The following is a 14087-nucleotide window of genomic DNA, read 5'->3' on the forward strand; positions in this document are numbered from 1 at the left end:
ATCGGCCGGCGGGAATGCCGGCCGGCATCCCGTCTTTACTGTGCGGTGGACGGCTTGGCGGCTTCGGCTTCGCTCGACAGGCGAATGGTGATGTCATCGCTGACATTGGGCACATACTGATCCAGGCCGAAATCGCTGCGCTGAAGGGTCGTCTCGGCGTCGAAGCCCAGCGCCGGCACCTTCGCCATCGGATGCTCGCCAACGCCATTGAGCGTGGCGTGCAGCACGACCGGCTTGGTCACGCCCTTGAGGGTCAGGTCGCCATGCACGTCGTACCTATCTTCGCCCATCGATTCGATCTCGGTACTCTTGAACGTGGCGTCGGGATACTGCGCAACGTCGAAGTACTCGCTGCCCAGGAACTCCTCGTTGAGCGCCGGCACCTTGGTGTCCACGGTCTTGACCGGAATGGTCACCTCGACACGGGAATTGGCGACGTCGTCCTCGTCGAACTGAATGGTGCCGGTCACGTCCGAGAACGTGGCCGTCGGGTGGGAGAACCCGAAGTGGCTCCAGGAAGCCACGACGCTGGTATGCGTGGGATCCATCTGGTACGTCGTGGTATCTGCCATCGCGCTGACGCTTGCCGTCGACGCCAGCAGGGCCGTAGCCAGGACGATCTTGTTCGACATCATCGGTAACTTCCTCGAGTTGGGTGGTCTTTCACGCTGTTCGAATGGCGGACACCCGTAGGTGGCCGCCACGATTCAGATCAGGATATCGTCGGCAGATCGAATACCAGCACTTCGGCATCCTCGCCGTGTTCCAGGGTCACGCCTGGCTCTTCCACCAGCATCAGCGCATCGCCGCCCTCGAGCGCCTGGCCGTTGACGCTCACCTTGCCGCGCACCACATGGACGTAGCTCTGACGGCCATCGGCCAGTGCCAGCTCGACACGCTCGTCGGCGTCGAGCAGCGACGCGTAGATGAAGGCATCCTGCTGCAGGGTGAGCGAACCGTCGCGACCGTCAGGCGAGAGAATCAGGCACAGCCGGCCACGCTTGTCGGCATCCGTGAAATCCTTCTCGGCGTAGTGCGGGGTCAGGCCGCGCTCTCGCGGGAACAGCCAGATCTGCAGGAAGTGGACCGGTTCGCTGGTCGAGTGGTTGAACTCGCTGTGCTCGACGCCACTTCCCGTGGTCATGATCTGCACCCGGCCGGGGCCGATCGAGGAGCCGTTGCCCAGGGTGTCCCGATGACCCAGCTCGCCGCTCAGGACATAGGAGAAGATCTCCATGTCCTGATGGCCGTGCCGGCCAAAGCCTTGACCGGGCGCCACGCGATCTTCGTTGATGACCCGCAGTACGCTGAAGTGGACGTGTTTCGGATCGTGGTAGCCGGCGAACGAGAAAGAGTGATAGCTCTTGAGCCAGCCGTGATCGGCGTAACCGCGCTCGCCAGCGTGTCTGATCGTCAACATGGAGTGTCTCCTGGTTGCGGGCGCCGAGCGTCAGCCGCGGCGCGATGGAGACAGTTTATCGATCAATTAATCGAACAAAAGCGCGTTTTTATGCATGTATCGATGCGCAAAATCGAACGATTGCGCGCACTCAGGATTCGTCGATTCGCGCACCTTGGATCGAATCGGCCAGTTCCCGGATCAACGCCAGCGCACCCTCCGGACCTGACTCGGCGAGTCGCTCGATCAGCGCGCTACCGACGACCACCGCGTCGGTGACCCTGGCAATGGCGGCGGCCGTGTCGCCGTCGCGCACGCCAAAGCCGACGGCGACAGGCAACGGTGACTGCCGCTTGAGATCGTCGAGCGCGCGACCCAGCTCCGCCGCGATATCGAGTCGCCGACTGCCGGTCACGCCGTTGAAGGCGATGCGATAGACGAAGCCGTCACCCTGCGCCAGCAGGGCCGGCAGTCGCTCGGGCGGTGTCGTCGGCGCCACCAGCGGGATTCGCGCCAGACCCAGGTCGCGTGCCCTGGCCGTCAGCGCGGCGCCGTGCTCCGGCGGCAGGTCGACCAGGATCAGTCCATCCACACCGGCCTCCGCTGCCGCTTGCAGGAAGCGATCCTCGCCGAAGCGCTGGAGCGGATTGAGATAACCCATCAGCACGATCGGCGTCTCCTCGTCGCGCTGGCGAAAATCGCGCACCATCTCCAGGGTTCGCGCCAGGGTCTGGCCATTCGCCAGGGCCCGCTGTCCGGCACGTTGGATGGCCACGCCGTCGGCCATCGGGTCGCTGAACGGCATCCCCAGTTCGATGATGTCGGCGCCCGCGGCCGGCAGCCGGGCGAGCAGATCGCCGCTGGTGACGGGATCGGGGTCGCCGGCCATCACGTAGGTCACCAGCGCGGCGCGATTCTCGACACTCAGCGCCGCGAAACGGCGCGCCAGGCGTGAATCGGTCAGGGGAGAGACAGGGCGCGGGGTCTCGGTCTGCTGCGTGTCGATCGTCGATGACGGTGCGTTCATGATTCGGCCTCCTCGGGCATCAGGTGACGGGTGATGGTGTCCATGTCCTTGTCGCCGCGACCGCTCAGGCAGACCACGATGATCTGGTCCGCTTCCTGCCTGGCGGCCAGCCGCCCGGCATGATGGAGCGCGTGGGCCGATTCCAGTGCCGGCACGATCCCTTCCAGCCGGCAGCAGAGCGCGACGGCCTCGAGCGCCTCCTCGTCGGTGACCGCGACATAGCTTGCCCGGCCGCTGTCGTGAAGGTAGGCGTGCTCGGGGCCGATGCCGGGATAGTCGAGTCCCGCGGAGATCGAGTGCGCGTCGCGAATCTGGCCGTCGTCGTCCTGCAGCAGATAGGTACGATTGCCGTGCAGGATGCCGGGCGCGCCGCCGTTGAGACTGGCGGCGTGGCGGCCGCTCTCCAGCCCTTCCCCGGCGGCCTCCACGCCGACCATGGCAACCGCCGCGTCGTCGAGAAAGGCATGGAACAGTCCCATGGCGTTGGAGCCGCCGCCGACGCAGGCGACCAGCGTGTCCGGCAGACGACCCTGCGCCGTCAGCAGCTGCTCGCGTGTCTCGAGACCGATCACCGTCTGGAAATCCCGCACCATGCGCGGATAAGGCGCAGGCCCCGCCACCGTGCCGATGATGTAGAAGGTGTGGTCGACGTTGGCGACCCAGTCGCGCAGCGCCTCGTTCATGGCGTCCTTGAGCGTCGCCGTGCCACTGTGGACCGGCACGATCTCGGCGCCGAGCAGGCGCATGCGCTGAACGTTGGGCTGCTGGCGCTCGATATCGGTCGCCCCCATGTAGATTACGCAACCCAGGCCGAGCCGCGCGGCGATCGTGGCGACGGCCACGCCGTGCATGCCGGCCCCGGTCTCCGCGATCAGCCGTTGGCGGCCCATGCGCTGCGCCAGCAGCGCCTGACCCAGGGCGTTGTTGATCTTGTGCGCGCCGGTGTGATTGAGATCCTCACGCTTCAGGTAGATCCGCGCACCGCCGAAGTGTTCGGTCAGACGCTCGGCGAAATAGAGCGGAGTGGCGCGCCCCACATAGTCGCGCTGGAGCTCCTCCAGCCTGGCCTGGAAGGCGGGATCGAGGCGGGCCTCGTCATAGGCGGCTTCGATCTCGCCGATCAGCGGCATCAGCGTCTCGGCGACATAGCGCCCGCCGTAGCCCAGGTTCGACGGCGTGTCGTGGCCATCGTCCGCGCTGCCACCCAAAAATTCCCGGGGAAAATTTTTGACGTCGCGCCGGCGACGGCCCGAAGGGTGGCCGCCAGGGGTGGCGGGTACAAAAAAGCCGTTGTGGTCGGGGAGAGTCTTCAATGTCGAGTTCATCGTTCAGATCCGGTCATCGATTCGATGCCCCCAGACTAGGCTGGCGGCGAGAGGGAAAAAATCGATAAACTCTCCGCGTAATGTGAGAAAAAATCACCTAATGAGGGGCCTGCGATGACCACGTTACCGTCTCTCAATGCGTTGCGCGCGTTCGAGGCCACCGCCCGCCTGGGCAGCGTCAGTGCCGCCGCCGAGGAGCTTCATGTCACGCATGGTGCGGTGAGTCGCCAGTTGCGAACGCTGGGAGAACACTTTGGCGTCGAACTGTTCGAGAAGGCTGGGCGCGGGCTCGTGCCGACGAGTCACGGTCGTCTGCTATACCCCGCCGTGGGTGAGGCTTTCTCACGCTTGAGCGAGGGCTGCTCGGCGTTGACCCGCCATCTCGACGAGGCGCCGTTCACGCTGGCCTGTCCCGGCAGCCTGCTGGCACGCTGGTTGATCCCGCGGCTCGACCGGCTCAATGCCGACCTGCCCGAGCTGCGCCTGCGGGTGGTCTCCAGCGAAAACGAACTCGACCCGCGTCGCGAGGATGTCGATGCCACGCTGCGTTTCGCCGCGCCGCCCTGGTTTGATGACATGCCGGTGTTCGAACTGATGTCGGAGCGCATCGTCGCGGTCGCGACACCGGCGATCTGGACGACGGCAGCGAAGGGGTCGGCCAGGGCAATGCTCGAGCGGCTCACGCTGCTGGATACGGCGTCGCGGCCGCAAGCCTGGCCCCAGTGGGCAGCGGCCATGGGCGTCGATGACGCGACGCTGGCCGACGCGCGCGCCAGGGGGCGCAGTTTCGAGCATCTCTACTATCTGCTGGAGGCTGCGCTGGCCGGCCTGGGCGTCGCCATCGCGCCCGAGTTGCTGGTGGCGAGCGAGTTGAACCAGGGGCGGCTGATGGCGCCGTGGCCGGCGATCGAGACCGATGCGTCGCTGGGGCTGTGGCTGGCGCCCGGCATCGATACCCGGCGCGGTGAGCGCCTCGCCGAATGGTTGCGCCGCGAGCTGACCGGCGTTCAGCGCTGAGCCTGCTCCCTCGCCTGCATCCGTTCCAGGGCCCGGCGATAGGAGCCGTTGCGCACCGCCCAGCGCATTACCGGGGCGATGGCGCGGATGCCGCCGCGAACCGCGTGGCGCTCGAGTCGCGACATCTCGAGGCTGAGCAGTGTCGCCGCCCAGGAGGGCAGCAGATCGATGCCGGCGCGCATGAACAGCGTCCCGGCCGACCGGAAGATCGGGTTGGGCGGCAAGGCGTGCAGCAGCACGTCGGTCACGTCGCGGGTCCGTGTGTCGCAGACGAGATACCGACGCTGACGTTCCAGATAGGCGTCGATCGCCGCGCGCGATCGGGGCACGTGGCGCGCGCCCAGTGCCTCGGCGACGCGTGCGGTTTCATCGAAGTAGCGATCCTGGTTCTCGAGGCTGAGCCGGGGATTGCGATAACGCATGTGGGCGGCCAGGAAACGACTCGTCTCGGCCACGTGGACCCACACCAGCAGCTCGGGATCGTTGGCGGCGTAGGGCGTGCCGTCGGCGGCGTGACCGTGGACGCCATCGTGAACCCGGCGCACCCGCTCGATGACCCGCTCGGCGTCATCGCGGGCACCGAAGGTGGTGACGGCGATGAACTGGCTGGTACGGCGCAGCCGGCCGATCATGTCCTGGCGGAAGTTGGAGTGATCCCAGATGCCGGCCAGGGCCAGCGGGTGCAGCGTCTGCAGCAGCAGCGCGCTGATACCGCCACACATCATTGGCGTGAACTCGCCGTGGATCTGCCAAGCGACGGTATCCGGACCGAACAGGCCGGGATCGCCCTTGGGCTCGGTGTAGTCGACCCCGCCCAGCGTGCGGCCGGTCAGGTGGCTGATGCGCTTTTCGATGGCGTCGCGCAGGGAAGTCATGGCATTGGGTTCGGGTCAGGGCGGTGACGCATGAACGGTCTCGCCGTCGGCGACGGGGACGCCATCGCGGATGGCGCGGGAAAAGGCCTCGCTCCCCGCATTGTACGGGATCTGCCGGGCGCGCGGATTGATATGGCCCCGCTGGCGCAGGAATTCGAGCGAATGGCTGCTGTCCAGCCCACCGATATCGTAGACGTACGCCGGCAGATAGCCGGAGAGAATCAGCCGGATATCCCTGGGCAGGCCCGGCACGATCTTGTCGACCATGTCGAAGACGATGGTGGTGCAGTTGCTGGTCAGGGTGTTGTAGAACGCGGGGTCCGCGCGCAGCCTGTCGGCTTCGTCGAGATAGGCCAAAAACAGCTCGCGCCGGGCGGCCGGCGACAGCCCCACGTTGTAGAGATAGACGTCTTCGCCTCTGACGTTGCTGCGCAGGCGCAGAATATCGTTCTCGTCGGCGGCGATCAGGTTGACCTCGAACTGCTTGAAGAAACCGCCGCTGATCGAGAACGCTTCATCGCGCTCGCGACGGATCTCCACCGAGAAGGTCAGGTGCCGGCCATCGTCGAAGCCGAAGCTGACCAGGGTGTGGGCGATTGCCGGTCCCATCCAGTAGGAGACGATCATGTCGACACGGTCGAGCTGCGACAGATCGTACTCGCGGGTCTCCCAATGCGGTGTCGCGGTCTCCGGCGTATGCCACTCGAAATCGCGAACGTCATGTAGCGTCACCCGATCGCCCTCGCGCTCGTAGGAGAGCTGACGGGCGACGTCGGGGGCCCAGTCGCGGTCGCTGCGGGGAGTCAAACCCTGCCACCAGGCAACGAGGGTGATCAGCGCGATGACGAAGCTGCAGCGTGCCGCCAGCGCGAGGTGCGGCCGCGCGCGTTGCCAGAGCGGCGCCAGCAAGGCGACGCCGCCGATCAGGCACCAGACGGCAAGGGTCGACATCACCACGCCGGGCGAGCCGGGCAGCTCGAAGTGGATTGCGAGAGCGCCCCAGCCGATGGTGGCGATCAAGGCGATGGCGCGCACGCTGTGGCCGAGGATGCGAAGCGGGCGGCGAGTCGGACGAACGGAGAGGGCCATGGCGCTCCATGAGACGGTGGCGTACGGAGACCGCCAATGCCCAACGGAGAGTGCGGGCGCGAGCGGCACCTCCTGCGGACACGGTGGCGGAAAGGGGCGATGGTGCCGGACAAGCGCGAGGGAATAAAGCGCTGTCGGAGCTGTGGTGAATCGGGGTAGCGGCGTTATACTAAAGTCTAATGCGTGATGCCGGGTTCGCATGCCGATAACGGCTACCAAGCACTTGAGTTCGTTTCGGCTCTTCGACCCAAGACGCCTGTCAACTTCTTGTCCGACAGGCTATCGTGCCTCGAGAGCCACGACCCTGGAGAAGCCGAGATTTCCGATTCGCTGTCCCACTCGCTGCGCCGTCTCTGGACGCTCGACAAGTTCGCCTACAGCCTTCGTGTCTTCCTCGCTTTCAGCGGTGCCATCGCGCTGAGCTGGACTCTCGATCAGATCGCGCTCGCCATCCCGCTGTTTCTGGGCATCATTGCCAGCGCCCTCTCCGAGACCGACGACAACTGGGAAGGCCGGGTCCGGGCCCTGCTGGTCACGCTGATCTGCTTCTTCGTCGCCTCCACCTCGGTGGAGCTGCTGTTCCCCTGGCCGTGGCTTTTCGCACCGGGGCTCGCGCTGTCCGCGTTCGTGCTGATCATGCTCGGTGCCATCGAGCAGCGCTATGCCACCATCGCTTCCGCCACGCTGATTCTCTCCGTCTACTCGATGATCAACATCGAGCAGCACGGCGGTACCACCGATGGCAATTTCTGGCATCAGCCGCTGCTGCTGGTCGGCGGCGCGGCCTGGTATGGCCTGATCTCGGTCATCTGGTGCCTGCTCTTCTCGCGCCAGCCGGTCAAGCAGAGCATGGCCCAGCTCTACCGTGAGCTGGGCGAGTACCTGATCATCAAGGCGACGCTGTTCGAGCCGCTGCGCGGGCTCGACGTGGAGGCCCGGCGCGTGGCGCTGGCGCGCCAGAACGGGCGGGTGGTGATGGCGCTCAACCAGGCCAAGGAGATGATCTTCCGGCGTCTCGAAGGCCAGCGTGGCAGCCGCAAGCTCAATCGCTACCTGCGGCTCTACTTCATCGCCCAGGACATCCACGAACGAATCAGCGCTTCGCACTACCCCTATTCGGCGCTGGCCGAGACCTTCTTCCACCACGACGTGCTGTTCCGCTGCCAGCGTCTGCTCGACCAGCAGGGGCGAGCCTGCAAACGGCTCGGCAAGGCGCTGCTGCTGCGTCAACCGTTCGACCACAGCCTGAGCGAGCAGGCTCTCGAGGACCTGCGCGCCTCGATCGTCTACCTGCGCGCCCAGCGCAACCCGGCGTGGACGCCGCTGCTACGCTCGCTGCAGGCGCTGGCGCGCAATCTGGCCACGCTCGAGGATCAGCTCTCCAGTGCCCACAACCCCGACGCCGTCGCCGACCAGAAGGATGCGAGCCTGTTCAATCGCTCGCCCCGCAGCTTCAAGGACGCCTGGGAGCGGGTACGCCTCAACCTGACCTCGGGTTCGCCGACCTTCCGCCATGCGCTGCGCCTGTCGATCGCGCTGCTGGTCGGCTACGGCGTGCTGCACCTGGTTCATCCGACCCAGGGCTTCTGGATTCTGCTCACCACGCTGTTCGTGTGCCGGCCCAACTTCGGTGCCACGCGGCGCTTCCTGCGCCAGCGCATCATCGGCACGGTGGTGGGGTTGGTGGTCGGCTGGGCGCTGATCAGCCTGTTTCCCGATCCGCTGATGCAGTCGCTGATCGCCATCGTCGCCGGTGTCGTCTTCTTCGCCAACCGCGAGCAGCACTACGTGATCGCGACCGCCGCCATCACCACGCTGGTGCTGGCGAGCTTCAACCAGGTCGGCGACGGTTTCGACCTGATCATGCCGCGGCTGATCGACACGCTCATCGGCGCGCTGATCTCGGGGCTCGCGGTCTTCTTCATCCTGCCCGACTGGCAGGGACGCCGGCTCCACAAGGTGGCCGGCGCGGCGCTCACCGGCAGCAGTGCCTATCTGCGCGAGATCGTTCATCAGTACGAAGCCGGCAAGCAGGATGACCTCGCCTATCGCCTGGCCCGGCGCAACGCTCACAACGCCGATGCCGCGCTCTCGACCGTGCTCGCCAACATGCTCCAGGAGCCCGGGCACTACCGCAAGAAGGATGCCGACGAAGGTTTCCGCTTCCTCGTCGTCTCGCACACGTTGCTGGGCTATCTCTCCGCGCTGGGGGCTCATCGTGGCGCGCTGGCGGCGAGCGAGAGCGATACCGACACCTATGTCGCCGCGCGCCGGCTTGCCGATGGTTTCGATGCCATCGCCGCCGGGCTGAGCGCCCGCGAGGCGATACCCGACTTCAAGACCGAACAGAACGACCTCGTCGCCATCTTCGAGCAGGAGCCGACCAGTGCCCAGGATGACGGCGACGACGAGCGTCGCCTGATCCAGGCGCAGCTCGCCCATATCAGCCGCCAGCTGGTGCCGATGAGCGAAGCCGCGACGCGCCTGATCGAGACCCAGACGCAGACCGCGCACGACGAGAAGGCGGTCGGGGCGAGCTGAGACGCTGGGCGCCGTGGCCCGTGCCTCGAGGTCTGGAACTGCCCATCCCTGCCGGCCTCGTCGCCCAACCAGCAGTGGATCGGCGGGAGGCTTCTTCCAGCAGGCCTAGCGGAAGTCGGTGATCACCGTGGCCCCCACGCCCTGGAACGAATCCATCGCCATCAGCGCCGCCGGCGCTTCGGTCAGGCTGATGCGCTGGCCGACCAGACGCGCCGGGTCGAGCCGGCCGTGGCGGACCATCTCGAGCATGGCGCCGTAGCGGTGCGCCTGCATACCGTGGCTGCCCAGAATCTCCAGCTCCTCGGCAATCACTCGATGCATGGGCAGCGGCGGCGACTGCTGGTCACCCGCCATCAGCCCCACCTGCACGTGCTTGCCGCGGGTGCGCAGGCTCAGGATCGAGTTCTGGCAGGTGAGCTGGCTACCCAGCGCATCCAACGAGACATGGGCACCGCCCTGGCTCAGCTCGCGTACCGCCTCGACGACATCCGCACACTGCGTGGCATTCAGCGTCACCGTGGCGCCGAGCGCCTGGGCCAGGCGCAGCTTGGCGTCGTCGATATCCACCGCCACCACCTGGGCGCCCAGGGCGCTGGCGATCATGATCGCCGAGAGACCGACCCCGCCGCAGCCGTAGACACTGACCCACTGCCCGCCGCTGACCCGGCCCTGATCGACCACCGCGCGGAAGGCGGTGGCGAAACGACAGCCGAGACCCGCGGCGGTGGCGAAATCCATGCTCTCTGGCAGCGCGACCAGGTTGAGATCGGCATGCTGCAGGCTGGTGTACTCGGCGTAGGAGCCCCACTGGGTGAAACCGGGCTGCACCTGGTGGTGGCACACCTGCTGATGGCCGCTGCGGCACTCGTGGCAGGCGCCGCAGCCGCTGACGAAGGGCACGGTGACCCGAGCCCCCGGCTGCCAGCGGGTGACATCCTTGCCCACCGCGACGATGGTGCCGGCCAGCTCGTGCCCGGGGACGTGGGGCAGCACGATGTCACTGTCGTGCCCCATCCAGGCGTGCCAGTCGCTGCGGCACAGCCCCGATGCTTCCACCCGCACCACCACGCCGTGGGGCGCGGGGGAGGGATCGGGAACGGTCTGGATGCTGGGGGGTGTCTGGAAGCTTTCGAAGACCACGGCTTTCATGGCGATGACTCATGCGCTGGAGGGTTGGCGGGAAGCGGCGTGACGAATGGCTGATTGTAGGAGACAGGCTACCTCAGATGGCCGAAATATCTTTGCCTTCTTGCTCCGTTTTGCCGCCTGGTGGCAAGCTTGTTTTAGCGAATCGCCAGAATAGAGAAGGATCTTCCCTTGAAGCCGCTGGATGACATCAACCTTCGCCTGCTGGATCTGCTCCAGCAGGATGGCCGCATGACCAACGCCAAGCTGGCCGAAGCCCTGGCGCTGAGCGAGACGCCGTGCTGGCGGCGGCTCAAGCGGCTGGAGGAGGAGAAGCTGATCACCGGCTATCAGGCCAACCTGGATCGCAAGCGGCTGGGGCTGGGGGTGCTGGCCTTCGTCCAGCTCAACTGCTCGGAGCACCACGCCGGCTCGGTGGCGGCGTTCGAGCGGATCATCAACGCCAGTCCCAATATCCTCGCCTGCCACAACACCACCGGCGATGACGACTTCCTGCTGATCATCGTGGCCAAGGACCTGGACGACTACAGCCGGTTCGTGGAGCGCGAGCTGCGACGGCTGCCGGGGGTGACCAATATCCGCTCCAGCCTGTCGCTGCGCGAGGTGAAGTCGACCAACCGGCTGCCGCTGGGCTGAGATGCCCGTGCCGACGCGGCGTTGGCCGCGTTATACCTGCCCGTAGCGCCCGGCTTCATCGCCGAGCCAGCGGCGGATCAGCGGCGTCGCGGCGTCGGGGGCTTCTTCCAGCAGCGCCTGGGCCAGCGCGGTGACGGTATCGAGCAGATCGCGGTCGCGCTCCAGGTCGGCGATCTTCATCTGCGCCAGGCCGGTCTGGCGGGTGCCGAGCACTTCGCCGGGGCCGCGCAGTTCGAGATCCTTCTCGGCGACCTTGAAGCCGTCGGTGGTGTCGCGCAGGATGCCGAGCCGCTGGCGGGAGTGGTTCGACAGCGGCGGGTGATAGAGCAGCACGCAGTAGCTGTCGACGCGCCCGCGGCCGACCCGGCCCCGCAGCTGATGCAGCTGGGAGAGCCCCAGCCGCTCCGGGTTCTCGATGATCATCAGGCTGGCGTTGGGCACGTCGACGCCGACCTCGATCACCGTGGTCGCCACCAGCAGGTCGAGCTCGCCGCTCTTGAAGGCGTCCATCACCTCGCCCTTCTCCTGCGCCTTCATGCGCCCGTGGACCAGCCCGACGTTGAGTTCCGGCAGCGCTTCGACCAGGGTGTCGCGGGTCACTTCCGCCGCCTGGCAGGTGAGCGCCTCCGACTCCTCGATCAGGGTGCAGACCCAGTAGGCCTGACGCCCTTCGGCACAGGCGTTGCGGATCCGCTGGATCACTTCCGGACGCCGCTCGTCGGGCACGGCCACGGTATGCACCGGGGTGCGGCCCGGCGGCAGCTCGTCGATCACCGAGAGATCGAGATCGGCGTAGGCGCTCATCGCCAGGGTGCGCGGGATCGGCGTGGCGGTCATGATCAACTGGTGCGGGGTCAGGCCGCCGGACTCGCCCTTCTGGCGCAGCGCCAGGCGCTGGTGGACGCCGAAGCGGTGCTGCTCGTCGATCACCGCCAGCCCCAGCCGATGGAAAGTCACGTCATCCTGGAACAGCGCGTGGGTGCCGACGGCGACCTGCACGCGACCGTCGGCGATGGCCGCCTTGGTATCCAGGCGCGCCTTGCCCTTGAGCTTGCCGGCCAGCCAGCCCACCTCGATGCCCAGCGGTTCGAGCCAGGCGCGGAACTGGCGGAAGTGCTGCTCGGCGAGGATCTCGGTGGGTGCCATCACCGCCGCCTGGCAGTCGCCGGCGATGGCGTTCAGCACCGCCATCGCCGCGACCACGGTCTTGCCCGAGCCGACATCGCCCTGGACCAGCCGCAGCATCGGCACCTCCCGCTCCAGGTCACGGCCGATCTCCTCGAGCACGCGACGCTGGGCCTGGGTCAGCGAGAACGGCAGCTGGGTCAGAAAGCGCGCCTGCAGGTTGCTGGCGGCGGCCAGCGGGGGGGCGCCATCGGCCTGAATGCGCAGCCGCACCTGGCGCAGGCTCAACTGGTGCGCCAGCAGCTCCTCCAGCGCTAGCCGCCGCTGGGCCGGATGGCGACCATCGGCCAGACGCTCCTGGGGGGCGTCGGGCGGCGGTTCATGGAGATAGCGCAGCGATTCGATCAATCCCGGCAGGCGAAAGCGCTGGCGCAGCGTCGCCGGAATCCACTCCGGCAGCGCCTCCGGCGCCTCTGCCAGGCGCTTCAGCGCCTGCTGGATCAGCGCCCGCAGGCGCGGTTGTGCCAGGCCCTCGGTGGCCGGGTAGATCGGCGTGAGATGTTCGTCCACCGGCGTGGCGTCGGACTGGATCAGGCGATATTCCGGATGATAGATCTCGAGTCCGGTGCTGCCGGCGCGGGCCTCGCCGAAGCAGCGCACCTGGACGCCCTTGACGAACTGCTGCTGCTGGGCCGGCGAGAAGTGGAAGAAGCGCAGGCTGAGGATGCCGGAGCCATCCTTGAGCCGCACCAGCAGGCTGCGCCGGCGACCGCGAACCACCTCTGCGGCGCTCACCTCGCCCTCGACCACCGCCTCGGTGCCGGCACGCAGGGTGCCGATCGGGGTGATCCGGGTCCGATCCTGATAGCGCAGCGGCAGGTGGAACAGCAGGTCGGCGACCTGCTCGATGCCCAGCCTGGCCAGCTTGCCGGCCAGGGCCTCGCCGACGCCGGAGAGCTCGGTGACTGGCGTGTCGAGGCTCATGCCGCCTCGACGTCGCTACCCTGGATTTTATCGATCGCCTGGATCAGGGCATCGATCGCCTTGGGCCGCGGGAAGCTGGCACGCCAGGCCAGGGCGACGCTGCGCATCGGCACATCGCCCTTGAACGGCCGGCTTTCCAGCAGCCCGCCTTCGTAGTGGCTGGTACCGATCGCCAATTTGGGCAGTACCGTGATGCCCAGACCGGAGGCGACCATGTGACGAATGGTCTCCAGCGAGCCGCCCTCCGCAATCAGGGTGTTCTCGGGATTGTTGAGCTGGGCGCTGATCGCCGGGCACGCCTCGAGGATCTGGTCGCGGAAACAGTGGCCCTCGCCGAGCAGCAGCAGGCGCTCGGTAAGCAGGTCCTCCTTGTCGATCGCCGCTTTTTCCGTCCACGGATGGCCGGCGGGCAGCAGCACCTCGAACGGCTCCTCGTAGAGCGTCTTGGTGACCACGTCGGGCTCGTTGAACGGTAGCGCCACGAAGATCGCGTCCAACTCGCCGCTGCGCAGCTTGCGCCGCAGCACGCCGGTGAAACTCTCCTCGATATACAACGGCATCTGCGGGGCGATGCGCGACAGTGCCGGGATCAGGTGCGGGAACAGGTAAGGGCCAATGGTATAGATGGCGCCGATGCGCAGCGGGCTGATCAATTGATCCTTGCCTTCGCTGGCCATCTCCCGGATCAATGTGGCCTGCTCCAGCACGCGGTGGGCCTGCTCGACGATTCGCTCGCCCAGCGGTGTGACCTGAACGGTGGACTTGGAGCGCTCGAACAGCGCGATGCCGAGTTCGTCCTCGAGTTTCTTGACGGCCACCGACAGCGTCGGTTGAGAGACGAAGCAGCGCTCGGCGGCGCGGCCGAAATGACGCTCCTGGGCCAAGGTTACGATGTAGCGGAGTTCTGTTAGAGTCATTGGCTG

General features: G+C 66.8%; 12 protein-coding genes. 3 read left to right on the forward strand and 9 right to left on the reverse strand.

Going from position 1 to position 14087, the window contains the following annotated elements; genetic code table 11:
* Positions 1–35: 35 nt before the first annotated feature.
* The 4 genes from DOM45_RS15005 to trpB form a co-directional block, all read right to left on the reverse strand.
* Complete coding sequence (locus DOM45_RS15005; RefSeq protein WP_240612414.1) at positions 36–635, reverse strand: YceI family protein; 600 nt, start codon at positions 633–635, stop codon at positions 36–38.
* A gap of 77 nt (positions 636–712) precedes the next feature.
* Positions 713–1420 (reverse strand): pirin family protein, encoded by a 708-nt coding sequence (locus DOM45_RS15010; protein WP_110601788.1) that lies wholly within the window; start codon positions 1418–1420, stop codon positions 713–715.
* Between the two features lie 130 nt (positions 1421–1550).
* Positions 1551–2426, reverse strand: a complete 876-nt coding sequence (trpA, locus tag DOM45_RS15015) for a tryptophan synthase subunit alpha (RefSeq protein WP_110601789.1) — start codon at positions 2424–2426, stop codon at positions 1551–1553.
* The gene (trpB, locus tag DOM45_RS15020; protein ID WP_240612415.1) at positions 2423–3634 is read right to left on the reverse strand and encodes a tryptophan synthase subunit beta; all 1212 of its coding nucleotides are present in this window, start codon (positions 3632–3634) and stop codon (positions 2423–2425) included. Before trpB ends, trpA begins: the two co-directional genes overlap by 4 nt.
* Positions 3635–3865: 231 nt before the next feature.
* Between trpB and DOM45_RS15025 the strand changes: the two genes are divergently transcribed.
* A complete protein-coding gene (locus DOM45_RS15025) occupies positions 3866–4768 on the forward strand; it encodes a LysR family transcriptional regulator (protein ID WP_110601792.1) in 903 nt (300 codons plus the stop codon).
* Here the strand turns inward: DOM45_RS15025 and DOM45_RS15030 are convergent.
* Complete coding sequence (locus DOM45_RS15030) at positions 4759–5643, reverse strand: oxygenase MpaB family protein (RefSeq protein WP_110601793.1); 885 nt, start codon at positions 5641–5643, stop codon at positions 4759–4761. The two genes, DOM45_RS15025 and DOM45_RS15030, sit on opposite strands and share 10 nt — an antisense overlap.
* A 15-nt stretch (positions 5644–5658) precedes the next feature.
* The gene (locus DOM45_RS15035; protein ID WP_110601795.1) at positions 5659–6732 is read right to left on the reverse strand and encodes an Lnb N-terminal periplasmic domain-containing protein; all 1074 of its coding nucleotides are present in this window, start codon (positions 6730–6732) and stop codon (positions 5659–5661) included.
* Positions 6733–7050: 318 nt separating this feature from the next.
* On the opposite strand from DOM45_RS15035, the gene yccS reads away from it, so the two are divergent.
* Positions 7051–9273 carry a YccS family putative transporter gene (gene yccS / locus DOM45_RS15040; protein ID WP_240612433.1) on the forward strand — a complete coding sequence of 741 codons (2223 nt, stop codon included), beginning with the start codon at positions 7051–7053 and terminating at the stop codon, positions 9271–9273.
* Positions 9274–9378: 105 nt separating this feature from the next.
* On the opposite strand, the gene DOM45_RS15045 is transcribed toward yccS, so the two are convergent.
* The gene (locus DOM45_RS15045) at positions 9379–10422 is read right to left on the reverse strand and encodes a zinc-dependent alcohol dehydrogenase family protein (protein ID WP_110601798.1); all 1044 of its coding nucleotides are present in this window, start codon (positions 10420–10422) and stop codon (positions 9379–9381) included.
* Positions 10423–10590: 168 nt separating this feature from the next.
* Between DOM45_RS15045 and DOM45_RS15050 the strand changes: the two genes are divergently transcribed.
* Positions 10591–11055, forward strand: coding sequence for an Lrp/AsnC family transcriptional regulator (locus tag DOM45_RS15050; RefSeq protein WP_110601799.1), 465 nt, complete (start codon positions 10591–10593; stop codon positions 11053–11055).
* A 30-nt stretch (positions 11056–11085) separates the two neighbouring features.
* Here the strand turns inward: DOM45_RS15050 and recG are convergent, their stop codons facing one another.
* Positions 11086–13164, reverse strand: coding sequence for an ATP-dependent DNA helicase RecG (gene recG / locus DOM45_RS15055; protein ID WP_110601800.1), 2079 nt, complete (start codon positions 13162–13164; stop codon positions 11086–11088).
* Entirely contained in the window at positions 13161–14081 is a 921-nt protein-coding gene (locus DOM45_RS15060) for a hydrogen peroxide-inducible genes activator (RefSeq protein ID WP_110601802.1), read from the reverse strand. The genes recG and DOM45_RS15060 overlap by 4 nt, the downstream gene beginning before the upstream one ends.
* Positions 14082–14087: the final 6 nt, after the last annotated feature.

Source organism: Salinicola lusitanus (assembly GCF_003206045.1).
Lineage (GTDB): Bacteria > Pseudomonadota > Gammaproteobacteria > Pseudomonadales > Halomonadaceae > Salinicola > Salinicola lusitanus.

Excerpts from the sequence above, each read along its gene's own strand:
- DOM45_RS15035 (WP_110601795.1), bottom strand. The coding sequence starts at position 6,732 with ATGGCCCTCTCCGTTCGTCCGACTCGCCGCCCGCTTCGCATCCTCGGC.
- DOM45_RS15010 (WP_110601788.1), bottom strand. The coding sequence starts at position 1,420 with ATGTTGACGATCAGACACGCTGGCGAGCGCGGTTACGCCGATCACGGC.
- DOM45_RS15025 (WP_110601792.1), top strand. The coding sequence starts at position 3,866 with ATGACCACGTTACCGTCTCTCAATGCGTTGCGCGCGTTCGAGGCCACC.
- recG (WP_110601800.1), bottom strand. The coding sequence starts at position 13,164 with ATGAGCCTCGACACGCCAGTCACCGAGCTCTCCGGCGTCGGCGAGGCC.
- trpA (WP_110601789.1), bottom strand. The coding sequence starts at position 2,426 with ATGAACGCACCGTCATCGACGATCGACACGCAGCAGACCGAGACCCCG.
- DOM45_RS15005 (WP_240612414.1), bottom strand. The coding sequence starts at position 635 with ATGATGTCGAACAAGATCGTCCTGGCTACGGCCCTGCTGGCGTCGACG.
- DOM45_RS15060 (WP_110601802.1), bottom strand. The coding sequence starts at position 14,081 with ATGACTCTAACAGAACTCCGCTACATCGTAACCTTGGCCCAGGAGCGT.
- DOM45_RS15030 (WP_110601793.1), bottom strand. The coding sequence starts at position 5,643 with ATGACTTCCCTGCGCGACGCCATCGAAAAGCGCATCAGCCACCTGACC.
- DOM45_RS15045 (WP_110601798.1), bottom strand. The coding sequence starts at position 10,422 with ATGAAAGCCGTGGTCTTCGAAAGCTTCCAGACACCCCCCAGCATCCAG.